21 protein-coding genes are annotated in these 21,038 nt (G+C 46.1%); 3 read left to right on the forward strand and 18 right to left on the reverse strand.

Annotation, left to right across the window (positions count from 1 at the left end; translation table 11 throughout):
• Positions 1 to 24: 24 nt before the first annotated feature.
• From HQN87_RS19660 to HQN87_RS19735, 17 genes are all read right to left on the reverse strand, one after another.
• Positions 25 to 312, reverse strand: coding sequence for a hypothetical protein (locus tag HQN87_RS19660; protein ID WP_173136831.1), 288 nt, complete (start codon positions 310 to 312; stop codon positions 25 to 27).
• On the reverse strand, positions 305 to 550 hold the full coding sequence (locus tag HQN87_RS19665; protein WP_173136832.1) for a helix-turn-helix transcriptional regulator: 246 nt from the start codon (positions 548 to 550) through the stop codon (positions 305 to 307). Before HQN87_RS19665 ends, HQN87_RS19660 begins: the two co-directional genes overlap by 8 nt.
• A gap of 96 nt (positions 551 to 646) precedes the next feature.
• Entirely contained in the window at positions 647 to 1,420 is a 774-nt protein-coding gene (locus HQN87_RS19670) for a nitroreductase family protein (RefSeq protein WP_173136834.1), read from the reverse strand.
• A 31-nt stretch (positions 1,421 to 1,451) separates the two neighbouring features.
• Positions 1,452 to 2,687 carry a YcaO-like family protein gene (locus HQN87_RS19675; protein ID WP_173136836.1) on the reverse strand — a complete coding sequence of 412 codons (1,236 nt, stop codon included), beginning with the start codon at positions 2,685 to 2,687 and terminating at the stop codon, positions 1,452 to 1,454.
• A gap of 110 nt (positions 2,688 to 2,797) precedes the next feature.
• Complete coding sequence (locus HQN87_RS19680) at positions 2,798 to 3,373, reverse strand: TOMM precursor leader peptide-binding protein (protein WP_173136838.1); 576 nt, start codon at positions 3,371 to 3,373, stop codon at positions 2,798 to 2,800.
• A 24-nt stretch (positions 3,374 to 3,397) separates the two neighbouring features.
• Positions 3,398 to 4,213 carry a daptide-type RiPP biosynthesis methyltransferase gene (gene mpaM / locus HQN87_RS19685; RefSeq protein ID WP_173136840.1) on the reverse strand — a complete coding sequence of 272 codons (816 nt, stop codon included), beginning with the start codon at positions 4,211 to 4,213 and terminating at the stop codon, positions 3,398 to 3,400.
• 24 nt (positions 4,214 to 4,237) lie between these two features.
• Positions 4,238 to 5,035: an SDR family NAD(P)-dependent oxidoreductase gene (locus HQN87_RS19690; protein WP_173136842.1), complete on the reverse strand. Its 798-nt coding sequence runs from the start codon at positions 5,033 to 5,035 to the stop codon at positions 4,238 to 4,240.
• Between the two features lie 38 nt (positions 5,036 to 5,073).
• Complete coding sequence (locus HQN87_RS19695) at positions 5,074 to 6,237, reverse strand: metalloprotease (protein WP_173136844.1); 1,164 nt, start codon at positions 6,235 to 6,237, stop codon at positions 5,074 to 5,076.
• Between the two features lie 81 nt (positions 6,238 to 6,318).
• On the reverse strand, positions 6,319 to 6,480 hold the full coding sequence (locus HQN87_RS19700; protein WP_173136846.1) for a hypothetical protein: 162 nt from the start codon (positions 6,478 to 6,480) through the stop codon (positions 6,319 to 6,321).
• A gap of 27 nt (positions 6,481 to 6,507) precedes the next feature.
• On the reverse strand, positions 6,508 to 6,645 hold the full coding sequence (locus HQN87_RS19705) for a hypothetical protein (RefSeq protein ID WP_173136848.1): 138 nt from the start codon (positions 6,643 to 6,645) through the stop codon (positions 6,508 to 6,510).
• A 24-nt stretch (positions 6,646 to 6,669) separates the two neighbouring features.
• Positions 6,670 to 6,795 carry a daptide-type RiPP gene (locus HQN87_RS32780; protein ID WP_301953197.1) on the reverse strand — a complete coding sequence of 42 codons (126 nt, stop codon included), beginning with the start codon at positions 6,793 to 6,795 and terminating at the stop codon, positions 6,670 to 6,672.
• Positions 6,796 to 6,852: 57 nt separating this feature from the next.
• Positions 6,853 to 6,993, reverse strand: coding sequence for a daptide-type RiPP (locus HQN87_RS19710; protein WP_173136850.1), 141 nt, complete (start codon positions 6,991 to 6,993; stop codon positions 6,853 to 6,855).
• Between the two features lie 36 nt (positions 6,994 to 7,029).
• Complete coding sequence (locus tag HQN87_RS19715) at positions 7,030 to 8,352, reverse strand: aminotransferase family protein (RefSeq protein ID WP_173136852.1); 1,323 nt, start codon at positions 8,350 to 8,352, stop codon at positions 7,030 to 7,032.
• Positions 8,339 to 10,555: a hypothetical protein gene (locus HQN87_RS19720; protein ID WP_173136854.1), complete on the reverse strand. Its 2,217-nt coding sequence runs from the start codon at positions 10,553 to 10,555 to the stop codon at positions 8,339 to 8,341. Before HQN87_RS19720 ends, HQN87_RS19715 begins: the two co-directional genes overlap by 14 nt.
• 207 nt (positions 10,556 to 10,762) lie before the next feature.
• The gene (locus HQN87_RS19725) at positions 10,763 to 11,602 is read right to left on the reverse strand and encodes a helix-turn-helix transcriptional regulator (RefSeq protein WP_173136856.1); all 840 of its coding nucleotides are present in this window, start codon (positions 11,600 to 11,602) and stop codon (positions 10,763 to 10,765) included.
• A gap of 411 nt (positions 11,603 to 12,013) precedes the next feature.
• Positions 12,014 to 17,011 carry a DUF4132 domain-containing protein gene (locus tag HQN87_RS19730; protein ID WP_173136858.1) on the reverse strand — a complete coding sequence of 1,666 codons (4,998 nt, stop codon included), beginning with the start codon at positions 17,009 to 17,011 and terminating at the stop codon, positions 12,014 to 12,016.
• A 28-nt stretch (positions 17,012 to 17,039) separates the two neighbouring features.
• Complete coding sequence (locus HQN87_RS19735) at positions 17,040 to 17,459, reverse strand: hypothetical protein (protein ID WP_173136860.1); 420 nt, start codon at positions 17,457 to 17,459, stop codon at positions 17,040 to 17,042.
• A gap of 259 nt (positions 17,460 to 17,718) precedes the next feature.
• Here HQN87_RS19735 and HQN87_RS19740 point away from each other — a divergent pair, with 259 nt between their 5' ends.
• The 3 genes from HQN87_RS19740 to HQN87_RS19750 all read left to right on the forward strand — a co-directional run bounded on the left by HQN87_RS19740 (position 17,719) and on the right by HQN87_RS19750 (position 20,179).
• Positions 17,719 to 18,471 carry a 3'-5' exonuclease gene (locus tag HQN87_RS19740; protein ID WP_173136862.1) on the forward strand — a complete coding sequence of 251 codons (753 nt, stop codon included), beginning with the start codon at positions 17,719 to 17,721 and terminating at the stop codon, positions 18,469 to 18,471.
• Positions 18,472 to 18,532: 61 nt separating this feature from the next.
• Entirely contained in the window at positions 18,533 to 19,126 is a 594-nt protein-coding gene (locus tag HQN87_RS19745) for a chloramphenicol phosphotransferase CPT family protein (RefSeq protein ID WP_173136864.1), read from the forward strand.
• 288 nt (positions 19,127 to 19,414) lie between these two features.
• Positions 19,415 to 20,179: a MerR family transcriptional regulator gene (locus HQN87_RS19750; RefSeq protein WP_173136866.1), complete on the forward strand. Its 765-nt coding sequence runs from the start codon at positions 19,415 to 19,417 to the stop codon at positions 20,177 to 20,179.
• Positions 20,180 to 20,329: 150 nt separating this feature from the next.
• Here HQN87_RS19750 and HQN87_RS19755 read toward each other — a convergent pair whose 3' ends face one another.
• Positions 20,330 to 20,896: a PepSY domain-containing protein gene (locus HQN87_RS19755; protein WP_173136868.1), complete on the reverse strand. Its 567-nt coding sequence runs from the start codon at positions 20,894 to 20,896 to the stop codon at positions 20,330 to 20,332.
• Positions 20,897 to 21,038 lie beyond the last annotated feature (142 nt).

The raw sequence follows: 21,038 nt of genomic DNA on the forward strand, positions 1-21,038 counted from the left end.
AGATTTAAGAACATATAGATGGAGTTAATTCTTAAGGTGCCGATTCCATATGACTATTGACTGTATAATACAAGTTAGGGATATGATTAAAATGACCCAAAAATGGTATTGTGCTTTTGAGAGTCCTGATAAATGATCGGCCATTTCCAGCACAGCCATTCCCACAATTATCATGGGAAATGTAAGGCCCATTGTAAAACCTAAAATTTGTTGGCCTCTCTCGTCTTTACCCTCAGTGATCTGAAATACCATTTGAAAAACAAAGGCTAATACAACTACAATGAAATACAATACAATCAGCCAATCAGACATGATCCCCTCCTCCTTTATCTTCCTCATGGGTTACATAACGGAACACTTCTGTAATCTCCTTGTCAAATAATCGGGCAATTTCAAAAGCAAGAATCAGCGACGGGCTATAACGGTTCCCTTCGATGGAAGAGATGGTCATTCTGCTTACATCCAATTTCTTTGCAACCTCGTCCTGTGTCCATCGCTTCTCAGCACGCAGAATATGAAGATTGTTAACGAGCTTTCCCTTCTTCTTCATAAAAGAATCCCCCCTGCGTACACAGTAATATATTTCGATCATAATGTAAAGTATTTTTATCATAATGATCGTTATATATATCATCCAATCAATAATTTATATTACTTCATGAATGGCTACGCATACTAAAGAAACTTCCGAATATCCATCCAGATCAAGAAGCTTATTGACTTCTTTGTCATAAAAATCAGATGTAATCCGAGCTTCCCGCTGCCCTGTGATTTTCGAAACTTCCATGTGGAGCTGCTCTGCAATACCACCTGCCCTTAACAAGGCATTCCGGTAGCCTCTTTCACCAAAAAGCATCTGAATACGATACAGGTTGGCTACACAAACGTATATCCCTTTTAACTGCTTAGAATCTTCCGATTCCAGACAAGACAGAATCTGCGGAGGAAACATTAAGCTAATGTCCGTATCTCTGATTGTCTTAATCTGCTCCAGCACTGCATGTTCCTGATTAAAATAATATACTTGTTCTAAACCTCCGTTTGTTCCTACCGGGATAAAGTAAATATCCATATCGTCAAGCTGCACGGGCCTTACATTAAGCTCCTCAACAAAGGGTGTAAAATCGCTGTATTCCCCCTTCTTTCCGGATTGCACCAGATGATAGAAGTTTAACAGCACCTGCTCTCCGGCTGTAATTCCCCCTTCTCTGGACAATAGCGGCACTGCCGGAGCAGAGTAGCAGTGTCCACTGATTTGAAGGTTTCCTCCTAGTTTCAGAAAAAAATTCTTAAAAGCTTTGAATCGAGCCTTATATAATTGCGGCGACAGTTTTGATGTAAAAGAATTATGGTGATAAAGGGAGCCTAGATTGTCCTGGTTCTTCTCAAAATCAGTACGCCAGTTGATTAAATTAAGCAATTGCAACATTCCTCCTTTAGCACTCATTCATTCAGGGAAACGGATGTGGACTGGCGTTTAGATCGTCTCTTCTGCTTGGTAACGTACGTACTCCCAGATCAACGGGTACGGAGTAGATCCGTTTGCTGGTAAGTATCCGTTCGTTTTCATTGCGCGGCAGCTCTACCATCCCTGGAACGACCATTTTAACAACATGGATCCCTAATTCCTTAACATCCTCTGTTGTCAAATCTACAGCTATAACCTCCAGGCCCTTTTCTGCCAGCTTGTTCACTAAATATTCCAACTGCTGTTGTTCATCCATGGTATCAGCCACATTACATTCATCTACTGGTCTAAAGCTATTTGAAGCATAAATAAACTCCATTTCCTCTGCAGCATTGGGCTGTGCATAATAAGGGAGCCTCATTGCATATTCAGTTACTTCCTCCGGGAGGATAGAAATTCTATTGTTAGAAAATATAGATGCTTTATTGCCCATATAAAGCTGAGATATTTCAAACATTGCTTTCTTTACAGCCTCCGCCATACTCAGCTTTGCTGAACCTCCTAAGCAGATTTTTCCTTCCAGGGTTTTCAGTAGACCAAACACTGCAGGTATTCCTAAATCGCTGGTAACATCCATCAGATGCAACTCAAAGCGGTCCTTGTCGAACAAAGGCTTAAACGCGTCTATAAGATATATGCGAGAAGATTCTATATCTAATTTTGTCGGACTCAAGCTGTTATACCATGCAATCATAAAGGAGTCGCGTTCAATAACCTCCAGCAACGCTCCAATGGCCGCCTGCTCCCATGTTGATCCTGCAGCTGAGCCTGTCATTAGCCCAAAGCATATATTTTGCTCCTCATCGCTTAGCGGCAGGTAGGCATCCCACACCATTGTTGCCGGCACCCATTTTTCTTGATGATGTGTATAACTGTATCCTCTAACCCAACCTATTGTTGTATCCTTTAAAAAAGGGGCATACGGAAAATCAACTTGTCCGTATTGCTCTTTCGTGAATAACGGTAATTCCTCCGGATGCAAAGCATTACACCCGAGCTTATTCCAGCTGGATACAGTAATTAGCTCCTCTTGAACGTAAGAGGCACAATAGCGCTCAATGGCTTCCGCGACTGCAGAATTATTAGCCTGTTCAAGAGACAGTCCAATTCCACTTGCAAGACTGTCTACTAATCCAAAAGAATCCTTCTTAAGAAATTTCGGGTTTGCAGGAACTGCAATACTCAAGAATACTTTAGGATCCCCCATTATTGGACTCATACTGAATAATTCCTTTACCATCCCCCCTCTGGGGCTGATGGCTTTGGACAAATTAGGTGACAGACAACTGCTCGAGCTTGACATCGACTTAATAAGCGATCTCTTGGCCATCAAACCGTCACCATATTCCATGGCATTTTTGGGGTTCCCTGTTTATGTCTGGACCCGCAAACCGGGCAACTCGGAACCTTGTAAACAGGGAATAGCTCCCCTTCTAAATGAAATGCATCAAATTCCAACATGTGACTTAAAGTCACCGGGACAAAGGTAGTAGTCTCTCTTGCAGACCACTTAATTACTTCAAGGACGATAATCTTGCACAACAACTCAAAAGACAATTCGAAGTGTCTGTTATGAATAAACTCCTGAGTGCACCCTAATGATTGAATTCTTAATGCAACACACTCGTAACATGGTGTTTCTTCTGCAACTATAAGCGGACCCAGGCGGGAGAAGGTAGATGAATATTGTACAGGGAGCCAAGGGATATGAGATATTATCGAAAGCTTGTTAAATTCTTCATGATCCCGGGATCCACCAAAAACAATGGCCAGACTGCATTCACCTGGTATTTCTGCAAGACTGTCCATGAATGAGACCTTACACTCTAACCTTGTTAGATCGTTTAATAATGAATCATAAGGTAACGAACTCAAACCAATAACAACTATATGGGATTCAATCATGTTAATCACCTTCCGCCTTATATACTATTTTTCTAACACAAACATATAGATCATTTCATTTTTAGCCAGCTCTTTTTTCTCAATTTGAATAATCTTGAATCCGGTTTTTTTGATAATAGGAAGGATAGCATCATACTGGAAATACGTTTTTTCAGTACTTCCGAAGAATCTGTAGGTCCTATCCTCTGCAATAACCTCTGAATAGAAATTCATCAGCGCTCTTTTGGAATGATTAGCATCCCGCTGCTCTCCCATCAGAATGAATTGTTTCGGTATAGGACTTTGATTAAGCGTAATGGCATCAATGCCGCCCATCCGAAGCGATGAGTTCTCAAAGCTTTCATCATCCAATAAATCAAATACGAATCTGCCGCCATCCTTAACATGTTCATAGATATTATTGAACATACACTCTACTTCTTCCTCATCTTTTAATAGACTGATGCTTGTAGCTGTTAATATCACCAGCGCAAATTGTTCATCTACTTGAAAATCAATCATATTACCTTTATGCAAAGTTATATTCTTTTTTATCCGCTGCGGCAGCATCTCCGTCTTTTTCCGGGCAATTGCCAACATATCATCAGATATGTCCACCCCGGTTACACTGTAACCTGCGTTAGCAATATGCTTCACTATTCGTGCTGTTCCTGATGCCAGTTCAAGAACAGGCCCTCCCGTAATCCGCGCCTGCTCCATGACAATGGGGATGTCATAATTATCCCGTGAGGTTAAGGCTTCATATAATTGAGCATAGTAACCCTCATATAAATCCAACGCTTCTGTTCCAGGTAACTGTAATTCAAATAGCTGCTTGAATATCCCATGAAATTTGTTCATTTATCCTCACACTCTCTCTCATTGCTATTGAGCAGTCCAACCACCGTCTATAATGAGGTTGTGACCAGTTATCATATTGGAAGAGTTGGAAGCCAAAAAAAGCACTGCCTCAGCTATATCTGAAGGTTTGGCCATTCTTCTTAACGGAATCCGGGGAAGCTGGACACGCAAAAAGTTAGCATCTTGTAGAAATGCTTCATTCTCAGACGTTTCAACGAACGTAGGTGATATTGCATTTATCCGGATGCCATATTTTGACCATTCAATCGCTAGCGCCTTACATAAATGAATCAAGGCAGCCTTGCTTGCACAATAAGGAGCCCTATGCTCATTACCGACAACCCCATGCTGGGAGGCGATGAAAATAATTGATCCTTTTTTCGAAGGTATCATCAGCTTTGCAGCCTCTTGGGTTACAAAGAAGCTCCCCTTTAAATTTACATCCAGAATTCGATCCCATTGCTCAGGCGAAACCTGCAGTGCTGGTACCAGCATATTTATTCCGGCGTTATTCACTAAAATATCAATATGACCAAAAACATTTTTGATTTGTTCAATTAATTGTTTTATTTCTATATACTTTGTGACATCCAAACCTACAGTCATCGCCTTAATCTTATAAAGCCGTTCCAGATCGGCCGAAAAGGCCTGAAGTGCGTCCATTCTTTCCGGTAGTTCTGTTAAAACAAGCGAAGCCCCTGCTTCAGCGAGTGATTTAGCAACAGAAGCCCCTATGCCACGGCTTGCCCCGGTTACAACTGCAACTTGTCCGGACAATTTTTTGACAGGAACAGAAATTGAATTATCTGCCATATCATTCATTAAGTTTTATCCATCCTATCAGAGTGAGTTTATTTCAATTATTCGATCGATTTCCATTGTTTTTGCATAGTAAATATAAAGTTCAAGCCTAGAATGCTTCCTAGAGCCAAGCTGACGGTCAAGCCTGCAATCGGCGAGTACTTATTCACTAATTTATAAATGCTGAATAATGCTGTGAACCATAACAAAATTGTATACACCACGGATAGTGTTCCATATATAAGAAAGGCTGCTTTTTCTTTTCCAGAATATTGCTTTCGGTACAAGGGGTTAAATTTGAGGAATGATAAAAGATAGTTGAAAGATTTCCCTCGCAGGTTAGTTATATTCAATACATAAGTTAGAATCCAATATCCATCGAGTTTCACAAAGGGAATAAGATTAAAGAGTCCCACCCCGAAGTTAACCAATGCGTAATAAAGGAGTAACGGTTGATTATAGGAAAAGAAAAAGTTCAGAAAACTATAGCACTGGATCGCCAAGGCAGAAAGCATCCATTGAGTAAATATTCCTGAGAATGCTACAGCGATTTTCTTCCATTTATGCTTAAATAAATAAACATCGCTAATATCACAGTACATAGCCGGATTGAAATAAAAAAGCATGACGCCCAGCTTTTCAACCCTGCCTCCAAAATATTTACAGGTAACCGCATGGGCAAGCTCATGTATACAAATGGTTAAAATAATCAGGATATAAAGTAAAATAACAACGGAAGTATTTAACTTGTATTCCAATATCACATCAACGACCTCTGGATTGAATACCATCCATCCGGAAGTCAACATAATCAGTAATCCGATTAGCATCACTAATGGAGAAAATAATAATTTAATGATTTTTATATTGGAGTTCAGGAATTTCTCAGGGTTAACAGTTGCTAACTTAATTGTTGTAATGTCACTATTAAACATTGTTTTGAATTTGTGTCGTCTAGTCTGATTTCCGCTAGATTCTGCAGTATTATTTGAGAGGAATCCCCATTCCGTATACTTGTCAAACAAATACTGCTGCTGTTCAGAGTTCAATTCACCGGTATATGAGATTGCAGAATCATTGCTATACTCAGTTGATGTTAAGAATTTCAAATAATCAGTTTCTCTTTCACCGATCTTAACAAATTTTCCTGTAGATCTATTTTTGACGATATAGCTTTCTTTTTCTATTTGATTAATCTCGATTTGTTGTAAGACAGTCGACATGTTACACCTCCACTGTAAGATGAAATTAAATCAATCCCTCCCATAAATACTCAGGAGGGATTTTCGCCGGAGTTCTATCGTTTATGTAAACGCAATAAGTGCTCCACTAGTGGCAATGTTAATGATAGTAGCAGTACCTCCAACGAGCGCCATTCCTCCCAGGAACCCTAAGAAATAGTCCCTTCCTTCACCTGGTGCTACAACTTCCTCTAACAATTCCAATTCCAATTTCATATTTTCCATTAAAATCACCTCTTAGTTTTTTTAAAATTATGTGAATAGAACTGCTCCATACCATACTCCTCCAAGAAAAGCCGATCCACCAATAACACCCCAAAAATAAGTCGAATCATCAGGTGTTATCATTTCTTCCATTTCTTCCAGTTGTAACATTATGTTATTTGTCAAATAGGCCAGCTCCAATCAAAGTTTTTAGGTGAATGCAATTGCCGCAGCTACTCCATATCCAACTGCCACTCCCGTCCCCCCTACAGCAATGGTAGCAAGCACACCATAGTACCATTCCATTGGTGCTTCCATGGCCTCAAGTTCTTCCATTTGAAGAGATAGTGCATGATTCAATATCTTCACCTCCTTTCTAAATAAAAATAGTTACTAAGTTAAAATAATAATTGAGCCTGCATAAGTTGCGGCTGTTACAGCTGTGGCCGTCACAGCTGCAACAACTACCCACCAATCAGCCGGTGCTTCCATCTGTTCAAGCTCTTCACTTTGAATAAAAAGTTCCTTTTTCATGTTCTCACCTCCTTTATTGGAGTATGTTCAGCGTGGCTAAAATACTGTCCTATCAAGAACCCTTCGTATAATTTGTACTATCTTTGAAATTTCATCTGGTGTAATAACAAATGGCGGGATAATATGAAATCCTGCTGTTAGCGATTCTGTATAAAAAGGATATACAAGCAGCCCATTCTTCCAAAGTTTATGAGTAATCTGCATAATTTGGCCCATATTGAGACATTCATAAGTTGATTTGCTTTTGACAAGGGACACCCCGATCATCATTCCCTGCCCTCTCACCTCATGAAAATTCTTATGTTTGCCTAACGCTTCATTTATTAATGCTTTGAGCAAGTTTCCATTCAATTCAACCTTGGAGAGCAGACTTTCGTTTTTGATTACATCTAAGGTAGCGATAGCCGCAGCGCAAGCTATTGGATTTCCATTCTGAGTAGACAGATGTTCTATATGACTGTTTGTGCTTGCAAAGGCTTCATAGATTCTATTGCTTAATACGGTTGCACCCAGAGGTAAATATCCGCTATTAATACCTTTGGAGAGACATAATATGTCTGGAATCACCTTATACTGCTCGTGAGCAAACATTATGCCCGTTCGTCCGAATCCTGTTGCAACCTCATCAAGGATAAGCAGCACATCATACTCCTCACATAGTGCTTTAGCCTTTTGCATATATTTCTCCGGTACTGGAATTACTCCAGCAGAGCCGAGAATAGGTTCCATCATAAACCCTGCCAGGCGATCTCCTGATTCCTCAAACAGAACTTCAAGATTCAAGATGTGCTCTTCTATGGAACAACCACTTGCTCGATTATTAGAAAATGGCACTGGAATAAATATAAACCCGGGTACTTTAGGCCCATAATCTTCGGAGATACTCCTGTCGATTCCACTAGCAGACATCGATCCATAGTAAGTACCGTGGTAGGATGAGGCAAATGATACAATCTCTTTTTTCTCTCTATTGCCCCGTAAGGCGTAATACTTTCTGGCTAGTTTTATAGCAACTTCTACGGATTCCGATCCCGTACATGTATAAACTACCTTGTTAAGCGAAGCTGGGAGCAACTCCAATAATCTTTTTGCATATTTTAGCGTCGTAGGATTTGTATTATCAACTAAATTGACAAAGGGCAATTGATGCAGCTGATTGGTAATCGCCTTTATGATTTCGGGATGCCTATATCCCAGCGAGACATTCCAAAGACCGCTTATACCATCAATACAAATCTTCCCCGTGTTATCTTTCAAATAAATTCCATTGCCTTCAATTTGACTGGGAAGTTCATTTCCTGCCATGATTGGCTTCAGCGGATGCACAAATGGGTACAGTTCTTTCTCAACCAGCAACATGTTCACCTTCTACAAGTATTTTCTTGTTGATAACGCTCTGAGGCATACAACCTAATCTGACGAAACTTTGAACGGCCTCTTCAACCAGCATTTCAGCCTGTACATCATTAATCTCATAATGTGTTTGTAAATAATCTGAAAGTTCCTTCTCGTTTATTCCTTTTAGAAATGCCTCGAAAATAACAGCCAGAGGTTCATTAACCTTTAGCATTTTGTGCTTAAGTGCATCATAGAGATAAGGCTGCTTTTGTATTGAAATTAGAAAAAAGTGCTGTGCTGGTACATGAATGCTGTTATAGCAGGCTACATCGCCATCATAATAATGCACAGATTGATTGGAGGAAATTTTGATCTGGCTCGCTTCAACTCCTGACAACAGCCTTGAACTTCTAGATAACATCTGTAGAACACTAGTCACACTAATGTAACGGCTGATGCTCTTATGATTCTTTTGAGTAGCACAGTATTGCTCACGGCTCATAAAGTCAGGAAGAAATGTACATTTCGAACACTGAGCCTCTACCTCGCAGCCATTGCATTGCCGTATAAGTTGTTCTTCCTCAGCAGCTGCCCCGACATTTTGAAGAATCGCCGCATATCCTTCGTTGACCGACCCTGCCCCTTTGCTGCTCCCTCCGCAAGGTTTCACTTGGCCTGATCCGTCCGTATGAAATCTCGGCATTTGGCAAAGCTTGCAGTTCCCCCCGCTCCAACGGCAACTCTCAGCCAGCAGGGAAGGTATTTGATAGGAATGATTAATTTCACCTGATTGATTTAGACACTCAACATCCCGAAGAAATGCACTTAAATCCTCGGAAGAGTCGATTAGAAGCACTTTGTACTGACAGGAGTAGCTCGCAATATTTAAATCTGAATCTGATGCATAAGGTATTTTTACAATCTGCAGCTTCTCTTTTCGGTAGAAGTCATCAATGTTAAGTTCATACTTAAATTCATCCTCCGACATCTCTTCAAGAATAAGATGCGGAAGTACATTTTGAGAATGGCCTAGAAGATCTTTCACTTCACCAAACAAGGATAGATTATTTCGCCATATTGAATCTCGGGCATGTATTTCAGAGACTCTCTCCGGTTGTTTAGAGAATTTATCAGAATTATCAATAATGAAGGAGTAGTTCAGACCTACAAACTCTTTTAGGTGTTTGTGATAGTCCAAATCATAAAGCGCTGACTCGGTAATTCCGATATGTTTAACACTCCCGTTAATAAACCCCGGCGGATATAGCCCAGTTACAAAAGACAGGTAGCCATTGACAATAGCCTGCTCATGGACTTGTACTCCTTGTTCAATTTCGATCCACTCGTCCATAATATCCGCTGATACTGGATAAAAGGTCTTTAGCCTGATTCGGATATTGTGTATCTCCTCCCAGGCCTTATAGCGTTTTAGCATTTCCTTTAGGTTCAGGGTTTCCATATCCTGCTCAATCACTATATCCTTAATTCCAGCAGCCACGAGACGCTGTAGTTGTGCTTCATCAAGCTGTTCACTTCTCACATGCACTCTAAAAGTGTATTTTAAATTAAGGTTAACCTTGAGTTTGCATAGTTCGTCTACCAAACTGTCCTGCATGTATTGGGACTCATCCAATACAGGGATAATCCCGTTAAGGTTCTCGGTATTCAAAAAAACCAATTCACGTTCAAGCGAGTACTCTGTCGGACAGCCTGTACTGAGCCTCAGCCCTACTGTTATTGCCTTATCTGAAGGTATTAACCCGTCACTGTAGGGATTTACGGATATATCACATTTCTCGTTGTTTGCAGAACCTCTAACACTTCCGCTAATCCATGCTTGAATCTTCCCCAGGCAATCAGCGTAGTCCAATGCAACGATCTGAATACCTTCTTCCTCCTGAATGTCAGCTGAGGCTGTCAGCCACAATATTTCAATCGTCGCATCTATTCGCCTTATTTCCCTAGTAACTAATTTACTGCACCACAAATTATTTTGATCCACGCCTATTATCAATTGCTGCACTCCGGAAAACACAATTTCTTCAGTTAATTCATAAATTGAAGGCAACTGAGATTGAATATATTGAGTGGACTCAATACCTTTTTTTTGCAAAAAACCTCTAATCATTGCGTGATCCCAGAGATATTCAGCTGATATTAGGTTATAGTCAGAAATTCTAAAATAGAGAAAAAGAATCTGAGAGGTGTTTTTACCAAAAAACATTTTAGCCCTCCTATACAAAAAGTACATTATATGACTTCGAATTTATTTAAATAACTTGTATTTACAAAATATCACTTTTTTCTCACATCAGATATATCCCACTTTGGATACAGTAGTAAAAGGATTCTCTAGAAAGGTCTCCAAAATAATAAAAGTCATATATTCTTCCACTGGGAAGTTTATATGACTTAGATGAAATAACAATATTTAATTTTCTTCTAGAACAATTTGATTGATTTTCTTGATAAACTGCAACTTTTCATTTGATGCAGTTTTTGTATATATTTTTTTTATAAAATTCCTCACCGTTCCCTCAGTAATTCCTAATTCCAGCGAGATTCTCAGAATACTCTGATTATCCCACCATCTATAAGCTATTTCTTTTTCACGAGGCGTAAATTTATAGTTGTCAGTAGAGCAATAAAAGGACTCTTTCTTAAGATCAGGATCATGTTCGCAAAGTTTTTTTTCAATAATACTAATTCTGTTTTCTAAAAGGGCTACCAGCAATGGCAGTTCTCCCTTATTCTGAAAAGAAAGATCCAGATAGGCAATTACCATATTTTTAAATGTGATGGGCATACAAGCACATGTCCAATTTGCAAACATTCTCAAATGATGCTCTTCTCCCATTAATAAAGTAGCGGACTTAGTATAAAGGGCCACAGATATTGCGTTAATACCTGCATCCTTTAGGGCGAATGATGTCCCTACATCAATATTAAGAACATTCAACATTTCTGTAACCGTTTCCGATCCAAAACATTCTAAAATAACGCCTTCACAGTCAGACAGTAAAAATAAATGGGCTTTTGGAAGCCATGCTGAAGTCAGTTTAAGCTCTTTCCTGACAATATCTAATAGGTCCACCCTAATTTTCTTTTCCTTTGTTGGGACGTCGAATTTAATAGGCATGGATTTCAAATCTGGATCAATGAATTCCATGGAAATCTTCTTCCAAATTTCCACTTCAACGTCATCCACTTCGTTCAGACTCAACCATTGCTCATAAGTTGATAAGTCATGCTCTTTAAATATATCTAGCATACAATCCTCCCAAGTACAATAAACTATGATTAGATTCAAATCACTTGTTATTATAAAATTCATTAAAAATATTCCTAATGATGAATATTACTTTAAGACATTCCTCCCTGCAGTGATTCATCTGTTCTTCCATCTGTAAGGATGTTTATGGAAAAATCATTAAAAAACTATATTAATGGATTATAGTGTTGTTGAAGAGTCATTTTTGTCATATTCTGTAACAAAAGAAATATAATAATATATTTTGTCGCAATTTATACACATATTCCGACAGCTATCATCCCCATTCTCAATCATTTGTCGCATTCTTAACTCATCCACTTTCCCTTACCAGCTATTGCATATTAATAAAAAACACCGGTGCTTAAGTTCCAGCGCCGGTGCCTGTAACATTTTTAAATTATTGCTCAATTAAAGTGTCATTCGTTGATCCTTGCCCAGCTGCGCCAGAATCTCTGGGTCCTTAATCTTCGTGTCCTCAGCCAGCAGCACGACCTTGGAGAGAATCTCCGCCGTACGCGGGTCCTCGTCCAGGAACGGCAGGAACAGCCGGCCCCGGTGCTGCGAATGCACCGGAATAATGAACAATGCCCCGCTCGCCTGCTTGTACACCTGACCGCTGCCCAGATGCACCGCATACTCGCCCAGCGAGCCGTCGATGCGGGCATAACTGCCGTCCACCCGGACGTTGCCGATCTTCAGCAGACGCAGCGACTCCCCAACGATGACCCGGCGCATCTCTACCGTTGTCAGGCTGGCTTCCGGATCGACACCGCCGACATGGGCCACGCTGACGACCAGATCCACATCCCGCATCACCTCCGAGAACAGCCGGGGCGGTACCTCATCCAGCATAACGTTCTTGTACGTAGTCCGGTCGAAGAACTGGACCGTCTCCAGCATCGGTGCTTCCGTATCCCCCGGAGAGAACCAGTCCGCCATCGCGTACAGCCTGGCAATCAGATTCTCGCCGTAGAATACCTTCTGCAGCCCTTCTTCATAGCTGACCGTCCACTGCCGCTCCCGCAGCAGCGCAACCGTCTTGCGGGGCTGTACCTGATGGCCCGCATAGCGGCGGGATACACCGCCATTCGCCAGCTCATCCGCATTCGGCAGATACAGCTCCCGGAAGATCTGCTTGAACGGCTGGCTGAGCTGCCGGTCGAACAGATCCTTCTGGTACAGGCTCCATTGCCCGCTGTTATACAGATCGAGCGGATGAGCGATGAATAGCTCATCCTTATCCGTAAGAGCAAGCTGCTCCCCGGAAGGAGCCGCCAGCGCAGGCGGACTAGCCGTGAAGTAACCCAGCGCGCTGCCGCTCTTCAGGACCAGACCGCGCAGCAGCGGTGCCAGGATCGGGTTCTTGCTGAGCCCGCTAATCTCTTGCAGCGTGAAGCTGCTGCCTGATTCCATCGAGCGCTCCAGCTCCAGCCGCGCCCGGCGGAACTGGGCGGTCAGCTCGCTCCGCGTTTCCTTCAGCGCTTCGATATACGCATCCTTCTTCAAGCGGGCTGGTACCGACTTCAGCACTTTGCCTTTGCTGGTGATGACCAGCGCGCTTTGTCCCTGCTCATCAATGATCAGTTGGGCATGGGTATCGGTATCCAGCGCGTGAGGCTCGAAGTATGGCTTCAGCTCATCCAGCTTGCGGGCTTCGATATCCCACATCAGCCGGGTAACATCGGCATATCCGGCATTGCGGGCCAGATTGCCGAGAGCAATCCGTGCAGCCAGCCCCTCACTCGCCCGCCGCTGTGCACCGAACTTCTTGCTCTCTGCCAGGAAGCGCTGGATCAGCTCATAGCGCTCCCGGATATCCTGCTCCCGGTTCTTGCCGAGCGGAATCAGACTGTAGCTGAGCAGATGGTCCTTGTTACGCTTCAGCAGAACGGACTCCTTCATCTCTTCCAGCTTCAGCTTGCCCAGCGTCGCATCGGCGAACAGCTGGGAACGCCGGTGGTTGGCGCCTGCGGAGATATACTTCGCGCAGTCATAGAGCAGATCGAAGCGCTTCTGTCCAAGCGTCTCATAAGCGGACCGGAACCAGTTCACATCGAAGGCGCCATCGTTGAAGTCCTGCGGCGTGATTGGCGAATAATGCGCCACCACCGTCTCCTTCTCCGCCGAGAAGCTCTCGTTGATGTGGGCGTGGAAATACCAGGCTGCACTACGGATGCCTTCCCATTCCAGATAACCCGAGATAATCTCGATCCACTGCGGTGCATACATCGCAGCTTCCAGCAGCCGCTTCTCCGTAATACCGGAGTCCTTCAGCATCGTCCGCAGGAGTGCAGCATCTTCACCCTCCCGGGGATGGCTGATCTTAAGCAGATGGCTGAAGGATTCCTTCTTCGTGATACTGTTCCCGTAGCCATATACATACCCACGGATGAAGGTCTCCTTGTCCAGGCCTGCCAGAATACGGACAAAGTACTCCATGCCCTCGATCCGCTGCAGCCCCATCGCCAGCGGAGTCACTTCAGTCGGCAGCTCTCCGCGGACCAGCTCAATTTCCAGCAGCCGGTCAATCAGCACCTTGCGGATTCCGGCAATCTGTTCACTCTCGTTAATCCAGTCCACATGGCGCCCGGTAAGAGTGCGCATGTGGTTACGGTTGTTCTGGCCGGCAAGCAGTTCTTTGTATAACTCCCCTTCGCCGATCCATCCGGCTTCAAAAGCCTTCAAATAATCATACAGCTCCAGCACCGTACTGGCATCCTCCGGATTCATCCGGTCGAATGTATACAAGGATCTGAACAGCTCCTTGCGCTCCTCCGGCTCCTGCGCCCGGTCCCGCATCATTCTCAGCCATGGCTGGGCAAGCACATTCAGCAGCGTCGGCTCACTCTCCAGCTTGTCCTCCGGCATCGCGGCCAGGAGTGCATTCAGCGCCCCGTTGGCAAGGCTGAAGTTGTCTTGCTTGACACTGTCCGTATAGAATGCTCTGATCAGAGTCTCCGCCTGCTTCCCGTACCGCAGCCCGTCCAGCAGCCCGGTTACCTCCCTTATGGTCTGCAGCGGATAGATCTGCTCCGTGAATTCCGCCCGCCAGCCTTCCAGCAGCTTATGCTTCCTCATCTCCTGGTAATCCATCGAACCTCTGTAGTACCTGAAATAGCGGTCCAGCGTGTCATCCAGATCCTCCAGCAGGATATAGAAGTTAAGCTCCAGCAGCATTCTTGGATTCCAGCCGCTCTGCTCCAGGTAAGCCGACCATAGCTCATGAAGCGGATACTCCTCCAGCAGGGATTCAGAATCTTCTCTATCCCGGGCTGAAACCCACTTCATTGTACGCAGTAGTGCACCAATCAGCAGAGTCTCCTTCTGCCCGGAATAGAATTCGCTGACATATTCGGTATCCCGCTGCTCATGAATCTGCTCATCCAGCCCCTGCAGGAAGGTCCTGATCTCTTCCACGGGCAGGGAGAACACTTCATCCCAGCGGAATGCTCCAGGCTGGGGTCCTCTGGTCAGCCACGGCTCCGTTTCATCCGGGTTGAACAATCCGAACCCGCTGGCCGCGGTATATTCATTCCTGCGGCCCAGCTTCGCAATGAGCTCACGTTCCTTCGCCGCAGGCTCAGCAATCGCCTCCACCAAGGGACGCACCGTCTCGTAGACGCCGCTACGCTGCTCATCCTCGAAGAGCACCGTCACCATCTCCAGTGCGGCCAGACGCTGCAGGCCATTCTTCACCTGCAGCAGCCTCCCGATGCTTCCTTCCAGGGCAGCATCGGGCTGGTTAAGCAGCAGCCGGGTCACGTTCTGGCGCAGCGATCCGGTCTTCAGCTTCAGCAGCGCCTCTGCCTGCACCAGTTCCTCAGCATCCAGCGTCCACTCCTTGGCCTGCTCCAGGGCCAGTTCACGGTTCTTCATGCTTTTATCGCCGAGACTGGCGAACACGAATTCACGCTGCACCGGATCCAGAGGATCACTGATGAAGCTGGCCAGCAGCTCGCCGCGCAGATCAGGAGTCAGCTCATCCTTCAGCGCAATCAGCTCGGCAATCCAGCTGCTATCCATATCATATGCGGTCAGATACAGCATTTTGCGCACCGGAAGCTCCGGGGTATAGTGCACCTGAACGAAATTCAGCACTTTGGATTCTATGGTTAATTCACGCTGGGGCTCGCGCAGGAACATGGCCTTGAGGGCAGTGAAATCGCGCTGCCGCGCCTCCTTCTCCTCAAGCTGCGGAGAACGCTGCACGTCCAGCTTCGGCCCGTTCTTATCCGGTCTCCACAGCCTGCTGTATCCGTAGCAATAATTGGTCAGAACCCAGTATTGCAGCTCCAGATCCTGCTCCTCCAGGGATTGCCGGGCACTCTCCAGCCGCAGCTCACTATGCTGGCTATTCGCCAGCACATACTGGGCCACAATCCGCTGGTAGAGCTGCCCCTTGGCCATCAGCGTCTCAATCCGTCCATACAGATCCTCTTCCTCATATACGGCTGTCGCCCACAGGCTCAGGTAGACATGATGCGCGTTGGCATCCTCCAGCCACGCTGTCCTCACCGCTTCATCCGTCAGAACCAGATAGGCCCCTTCAATCAGGCTCTTGGCCACCCGCTGATTCTGGGCTTCCAGCCCCATTCCCGTCCACACGCCCAACGCGCGCACGACAGAGCTGTAGCGGACGAAATCATTATCCAGAATCAGCTTCAGCATATACAGATTGTTATCCAGCGTCCCCTCATCCATCCGTTCTACCAGCGATTGGCGCAGTCCCTCCTGCAGCCTGGCAGCCAGCAGCAGCTCGCCCAGCATAACCACCGCTTCCTGCCGGTGACTCATGAATACTCCCTTGATCACCTCGAAGCTGAGCACTGCTGCCTGGTTATCGCCGTAGACCATTTCCTTCAGGATCTCCAGCATCTCGCTGCTGTCCTCACGGTCCAGCTCACAGGCAATGACATCGCTTAAGACCAGCTTGAAGCGGTAACTCTCATTGTAATCCGTATCATTGTCCTTTTTGCGCAGATACTCTCCAAGGACGAAACCGTGCCGCTCCATGAGGATCAGCGAGCTCAGCTTGCTTAGGATTTGTGCACTGTGCAGCGCAAGACTTCGGGTACGGTAAGGTCTGCGCGCGTATCCCCTGCTATATGGATACTCCGTACAATGCCCGACTATGTAGTTCATAACCCCGGCGGTATAAGGGCTGAACAGCTTCCTGACAGCCTCCAGCAGCGGTTCGTATATTTGTTCTGTCCAGCCGCCAGCCAGTGTCCACAGCCGTTCCATGCATGCCTTACTCTCATCCTCCTGACCGCCTAAATAACTCAGCCTGCTGAGTCCGATAACCATAGACGCAAGTCCTGACGTTTCTTCATCCAGCCCCCGCGCCTTCTCCTCCATCTCCGCATACCACTGCGCTTCCAGATCCTCCGTTTTACTTACCGCCATATTCTGTTCCCCCTTCTACGTAGTCTTCCTACCATAGCCTTCCGGCCAGCATGGTGAACCGGATGAATACCAGCTCATCCCCCTCCCCAATCTGCAACGGCTCCTCAAGCAAGGCACATTCCCGCTCCTGCAGGAACACCTTATATAATCCGTCCTCAAAAGCAAGCAGTGCCGCAGCAACCGCTTCAGCAGCAACCGGCGGCTCACCGTTATAAACCGTACCGAAGCCGACCTTGCCGTTCTCTCCCTGCTCCCCAATCTCCGCACCCGTAAGGAATGGAAGCACCTCACCGCGGCCCTGCCTGTCCACAAGCCCCTGCACCTGCTGAAGCACGACCTCTTCAATCAGCTCCTTCACCGTAGCAGGAGTCCTCCCGAGCAACAATTCCTTCCGCTCCAGCACCGGCTTGCGTTTGCCCAGGCTTTTGACGGTCACATACAGCCGCACATCCATCCCTCCTGTTTCTACAGACCTTAATGGAAAACAGACTATCTAAGTCTAATACCCAATTCCGGCCCTCCTGCCGCACTTCTGCACGATTTCAGGCAAGTACCGGGCTGTTCAGTCCCCGAAGGACCGCCGATCCTGCATCAATCTGCCATTTCACCGCCGAATTTCCCACACAAGCTCTTTTTTTGTTAAAATAGAATTGTCGGCGCATTTCCGTGCAATTCTAGCGCCAGTCACTGAAACGGAGGCATTACCTGTGGATTATATTGTTCTGGACATCGAATTCAACGGCCGCAAATTTGCCAGCGAGCATCCTATGGAGGTCATTGAGATCGGAGCGGTCCGGTTAGACGCTTCATTGCAGGTTAAGGATGAATTCTCAGCCTTGATCAAACCCATATACTTCTCCACCCTGAATTCTTTTATTAAGAAAAAAACCGGCATCCCCCAAGAGGATATCGACGTCGCCAGCCGGTTCCCGAAGGTGATTACCGCCTTCAGAGCCTGGCTGGAGCAGAGCCCGGACGGCGTACTGCTGCTGACCTGGGGCGGCGAGGATATGAAGCGGATTATCCAGGATGTGCGGATGCACAAGATGGATGACTCCTACTGGATGGAAGCCACCTACTTCGATCTGCTCAAAGGGGTCCTGCGAGCCCGCAGCCTGAGCAATGATATCAGCGTCGAAGGCGCCATGGCCCTGTTTGGCCTTGAGCCTTCCGGTTCGGCGCACCGCGCGCTGGACGATGCCAAGATGACGGCAGAAATTTTCCGTGCGGTCTTCAGCGAACTGGACTTCGAGCGGTCGCAGCACTATGTCGATACCTTCTCGAACGCGAGGGAGCGCAAGACGGTCAAGATTGCAATCAAAGCAATGAACGCCCAAAAAATCGTTCCTACCTGGGAGCTGGTAGCCGAGCATTACTTCCCTGCTGAGGATGCGCTGGCTGACCCCCGGAAGCTGGCTGAACTACAGGCCTATTTCGCCGCCCAGCTCGGCAAGAAGTAGACAGGCTTCATCATCCGCCAAGGCAGCGGCAATGATTATTTTGCGAAGGGATGGGACTACATTGACGCAAGGATTATTAGTCTATCTGAATGGAACTTCAAGCTCCGGGAAGACCTCCATATCGACTGAACTAACCAATCAGCAAGAGATTCCTTTTTATCATTTATCCGTTGATGATTTTTTTAATAATTACAACGATTTTATTAACAATAAATTTCCGGATGATCCCCCAAAAGAAATAGATCATCAAGTCGTCTCACAAATCCTTGATGATTCCATATTCTCGGTGTACCATTCGACCATTAAATTGTTATTGGAACTGGGTTTTAATGTAATTGTGGATACCGTAATCGACAATGGCAAGCGGTTTAATGAATTTCATGATCAATTTTCTGATCAGCCTGTGCTATTCATAGGTGTATTATGTTCGCAGGAAGAGCTCATCAGAAGAGAGCAGGCAAGAGGAGATCGAAGGGCGGGACTTGCAGCTTCACAGTTTAGCGAAGTCTATTGCTTTGATGAATATGACTTCGAAGTAAATACGGAAGAGCTCAGTCCGGTGGAATGTGCCGGGAAGATATTAAGTTATATGAAGTCTGGTAAGGAATACGCGGGTTTTAAGAAGCTTAATACAAGAAGTGATTCAGCCAACTGAAAATGACCGCTCAATAAACCGCCTTTTCGCTAAGGCGGTTTTCTTTAAAAGATTACGCCAGAATTTATAGGTTTCACATGATAACTTACACTTCTATTTCTCGCCGAAACGGTGCCGTCCTTCTTAGAGGACAGCGAAGTCGTCTGTACTTGTCGTCATAAAAATAAGGTTTGACCTTGCCGTTACGTAAAGGTGTAGAGTGAATTCTGTAAGCAGAAGCTTACACGGCGGGGACGCAGAAGCCGTCCATGCTGTACACGCCAAGACAGAGCTGGGAGGAGACAGACCATGGAGTACACTGTTCAAAAGCTGGGGGCGCTCGCGGGCATCAGCACGCGGACCCTGCGGTATTACGATGAATTCGGCATTCTGAAGCCGGCCAGAATCAATTCCTCGGGATACCGGATCTACGGCCAGGCTGAGGTGGACCGGCTGCAGCAGATTCTTTTTTACCGGGAGCTGGGCTTAAGTCTGGAGGGGATCAGGGACATTGTCAACTCGCCTTCCTTCGATGGAGCGCGCGCCCTGCGCGAGCATCATGACAAGCTATTGCAGCGGAGACAGCAGCTGGACCAGCTGATCGCGAACGTCGAGCAGACCATTGCATTCGCAGAAGGGAGAAGTACAATGAGTAATGAGGAGAAATTCACAGGCTTCAAGCAGAAGCTGATCGGGGATAACGAGCAGAAGTACGGTCAGGAGATCCGGGAGAAATACGGTGAGGAAGCGGTCGAGAAGTCGAACCGCAAGCTGAAGAACATGACCGAGGAGCAGTACGCTGCCATTCAGCAGCTCGAAGCGGACATGTTCGCGTCGCTCGAACAGGCGATGGAGGACGGGGATGCTGCAAGCGAGCTTGCGCAGAAGGCAGCGGACCTGCACCGCCAGTGGCTCAGCTTCTATTGGGATACTTACACCAAGGAAGCCCATGCAGGCGTAGCTCAGATGTATGTCGATGACGAGCGCTTCACCGCTTATTACGACAAGCGCCGTCCGGGAATGGCAGCGTTCCTGCGGGATGCCGTACATGTGTATACGGGAGCGAAGCAGTAGGTTAAGGTACCTCCCGTGTCCCCGCTAATCAGGTCTTTCGCTTCGGCGGTTGCCCGGTGAATTGCGGGGACCTTGCTCACCATAAAGAGGCAGCCGGATTGCAACGGCTGCCTCTTGTACATATGCTAAATTCTCTATAGTGCCTACTGCTCAGTCGTCATCGCCCTCAGAGTCTACATCCGTGTACACAATCTTCGCCGTATACGCATCGACTCCCACTTCTGTCGAGACCTGCCCGTTGCGGATCTCTACCTCATACACAGCGCCGCCATGGTCCCGGTCCAGGTCAATTTCCGCTACTGTTCCCTTTACTGAAGCTGCTGCCACCTCAGCCGCTCTGGCTGCGGTAATCATCTTACCGCTTGGCGCCGTAGCCGCCGTGTTATTATCGTCACGGTCATCGTCAGCATCCTTGCGCACACTGATCACTTTACCGGTATAAGCATCGACCCGGACCTCTGTTTCCTGCTTGGTCTGCTGAATCTCGATGTCGTAATACATGCTGCCGGCTTTCTTTTCAAGATCAATATTCTCAACTTGTCCCGGTGCCGCCTTCAGAGCGATCTGTTCAGCCTTGCTTATCCCAATCAGCGTCTTGCTCTGACTCTGCACGGCTGCAGCCGCTTCTGCTGTACCGCCTCTAACCTCACCGATGCCGTAAGCACCTCCGAGAATCAATGCTGCCGCCGCCATACTGCTCCATATCTTTTTGTTCATCTATAACGCCTCCTAAGTTCATTCTGTGCTGCTCATGTAGTAACTATAACGCCCGAACATGAGAGGACAGCGGGAGGAACATTAGAATTTGATGAGAAAAGCAACCCGCAAAGCGGAGCTGTAGCTTCGACTGTTGATTCAG

It is taken from the genome of Paenibacillus tritici, from assembly GCF_013204885.1.
Taxonomy (GTDB): Bacteria; Bacillota; Bacilli; order Paenibacillales; family Paenibacillaceae; genus Paenibacillus_AQ; species Paenibacillus_AQ tritici.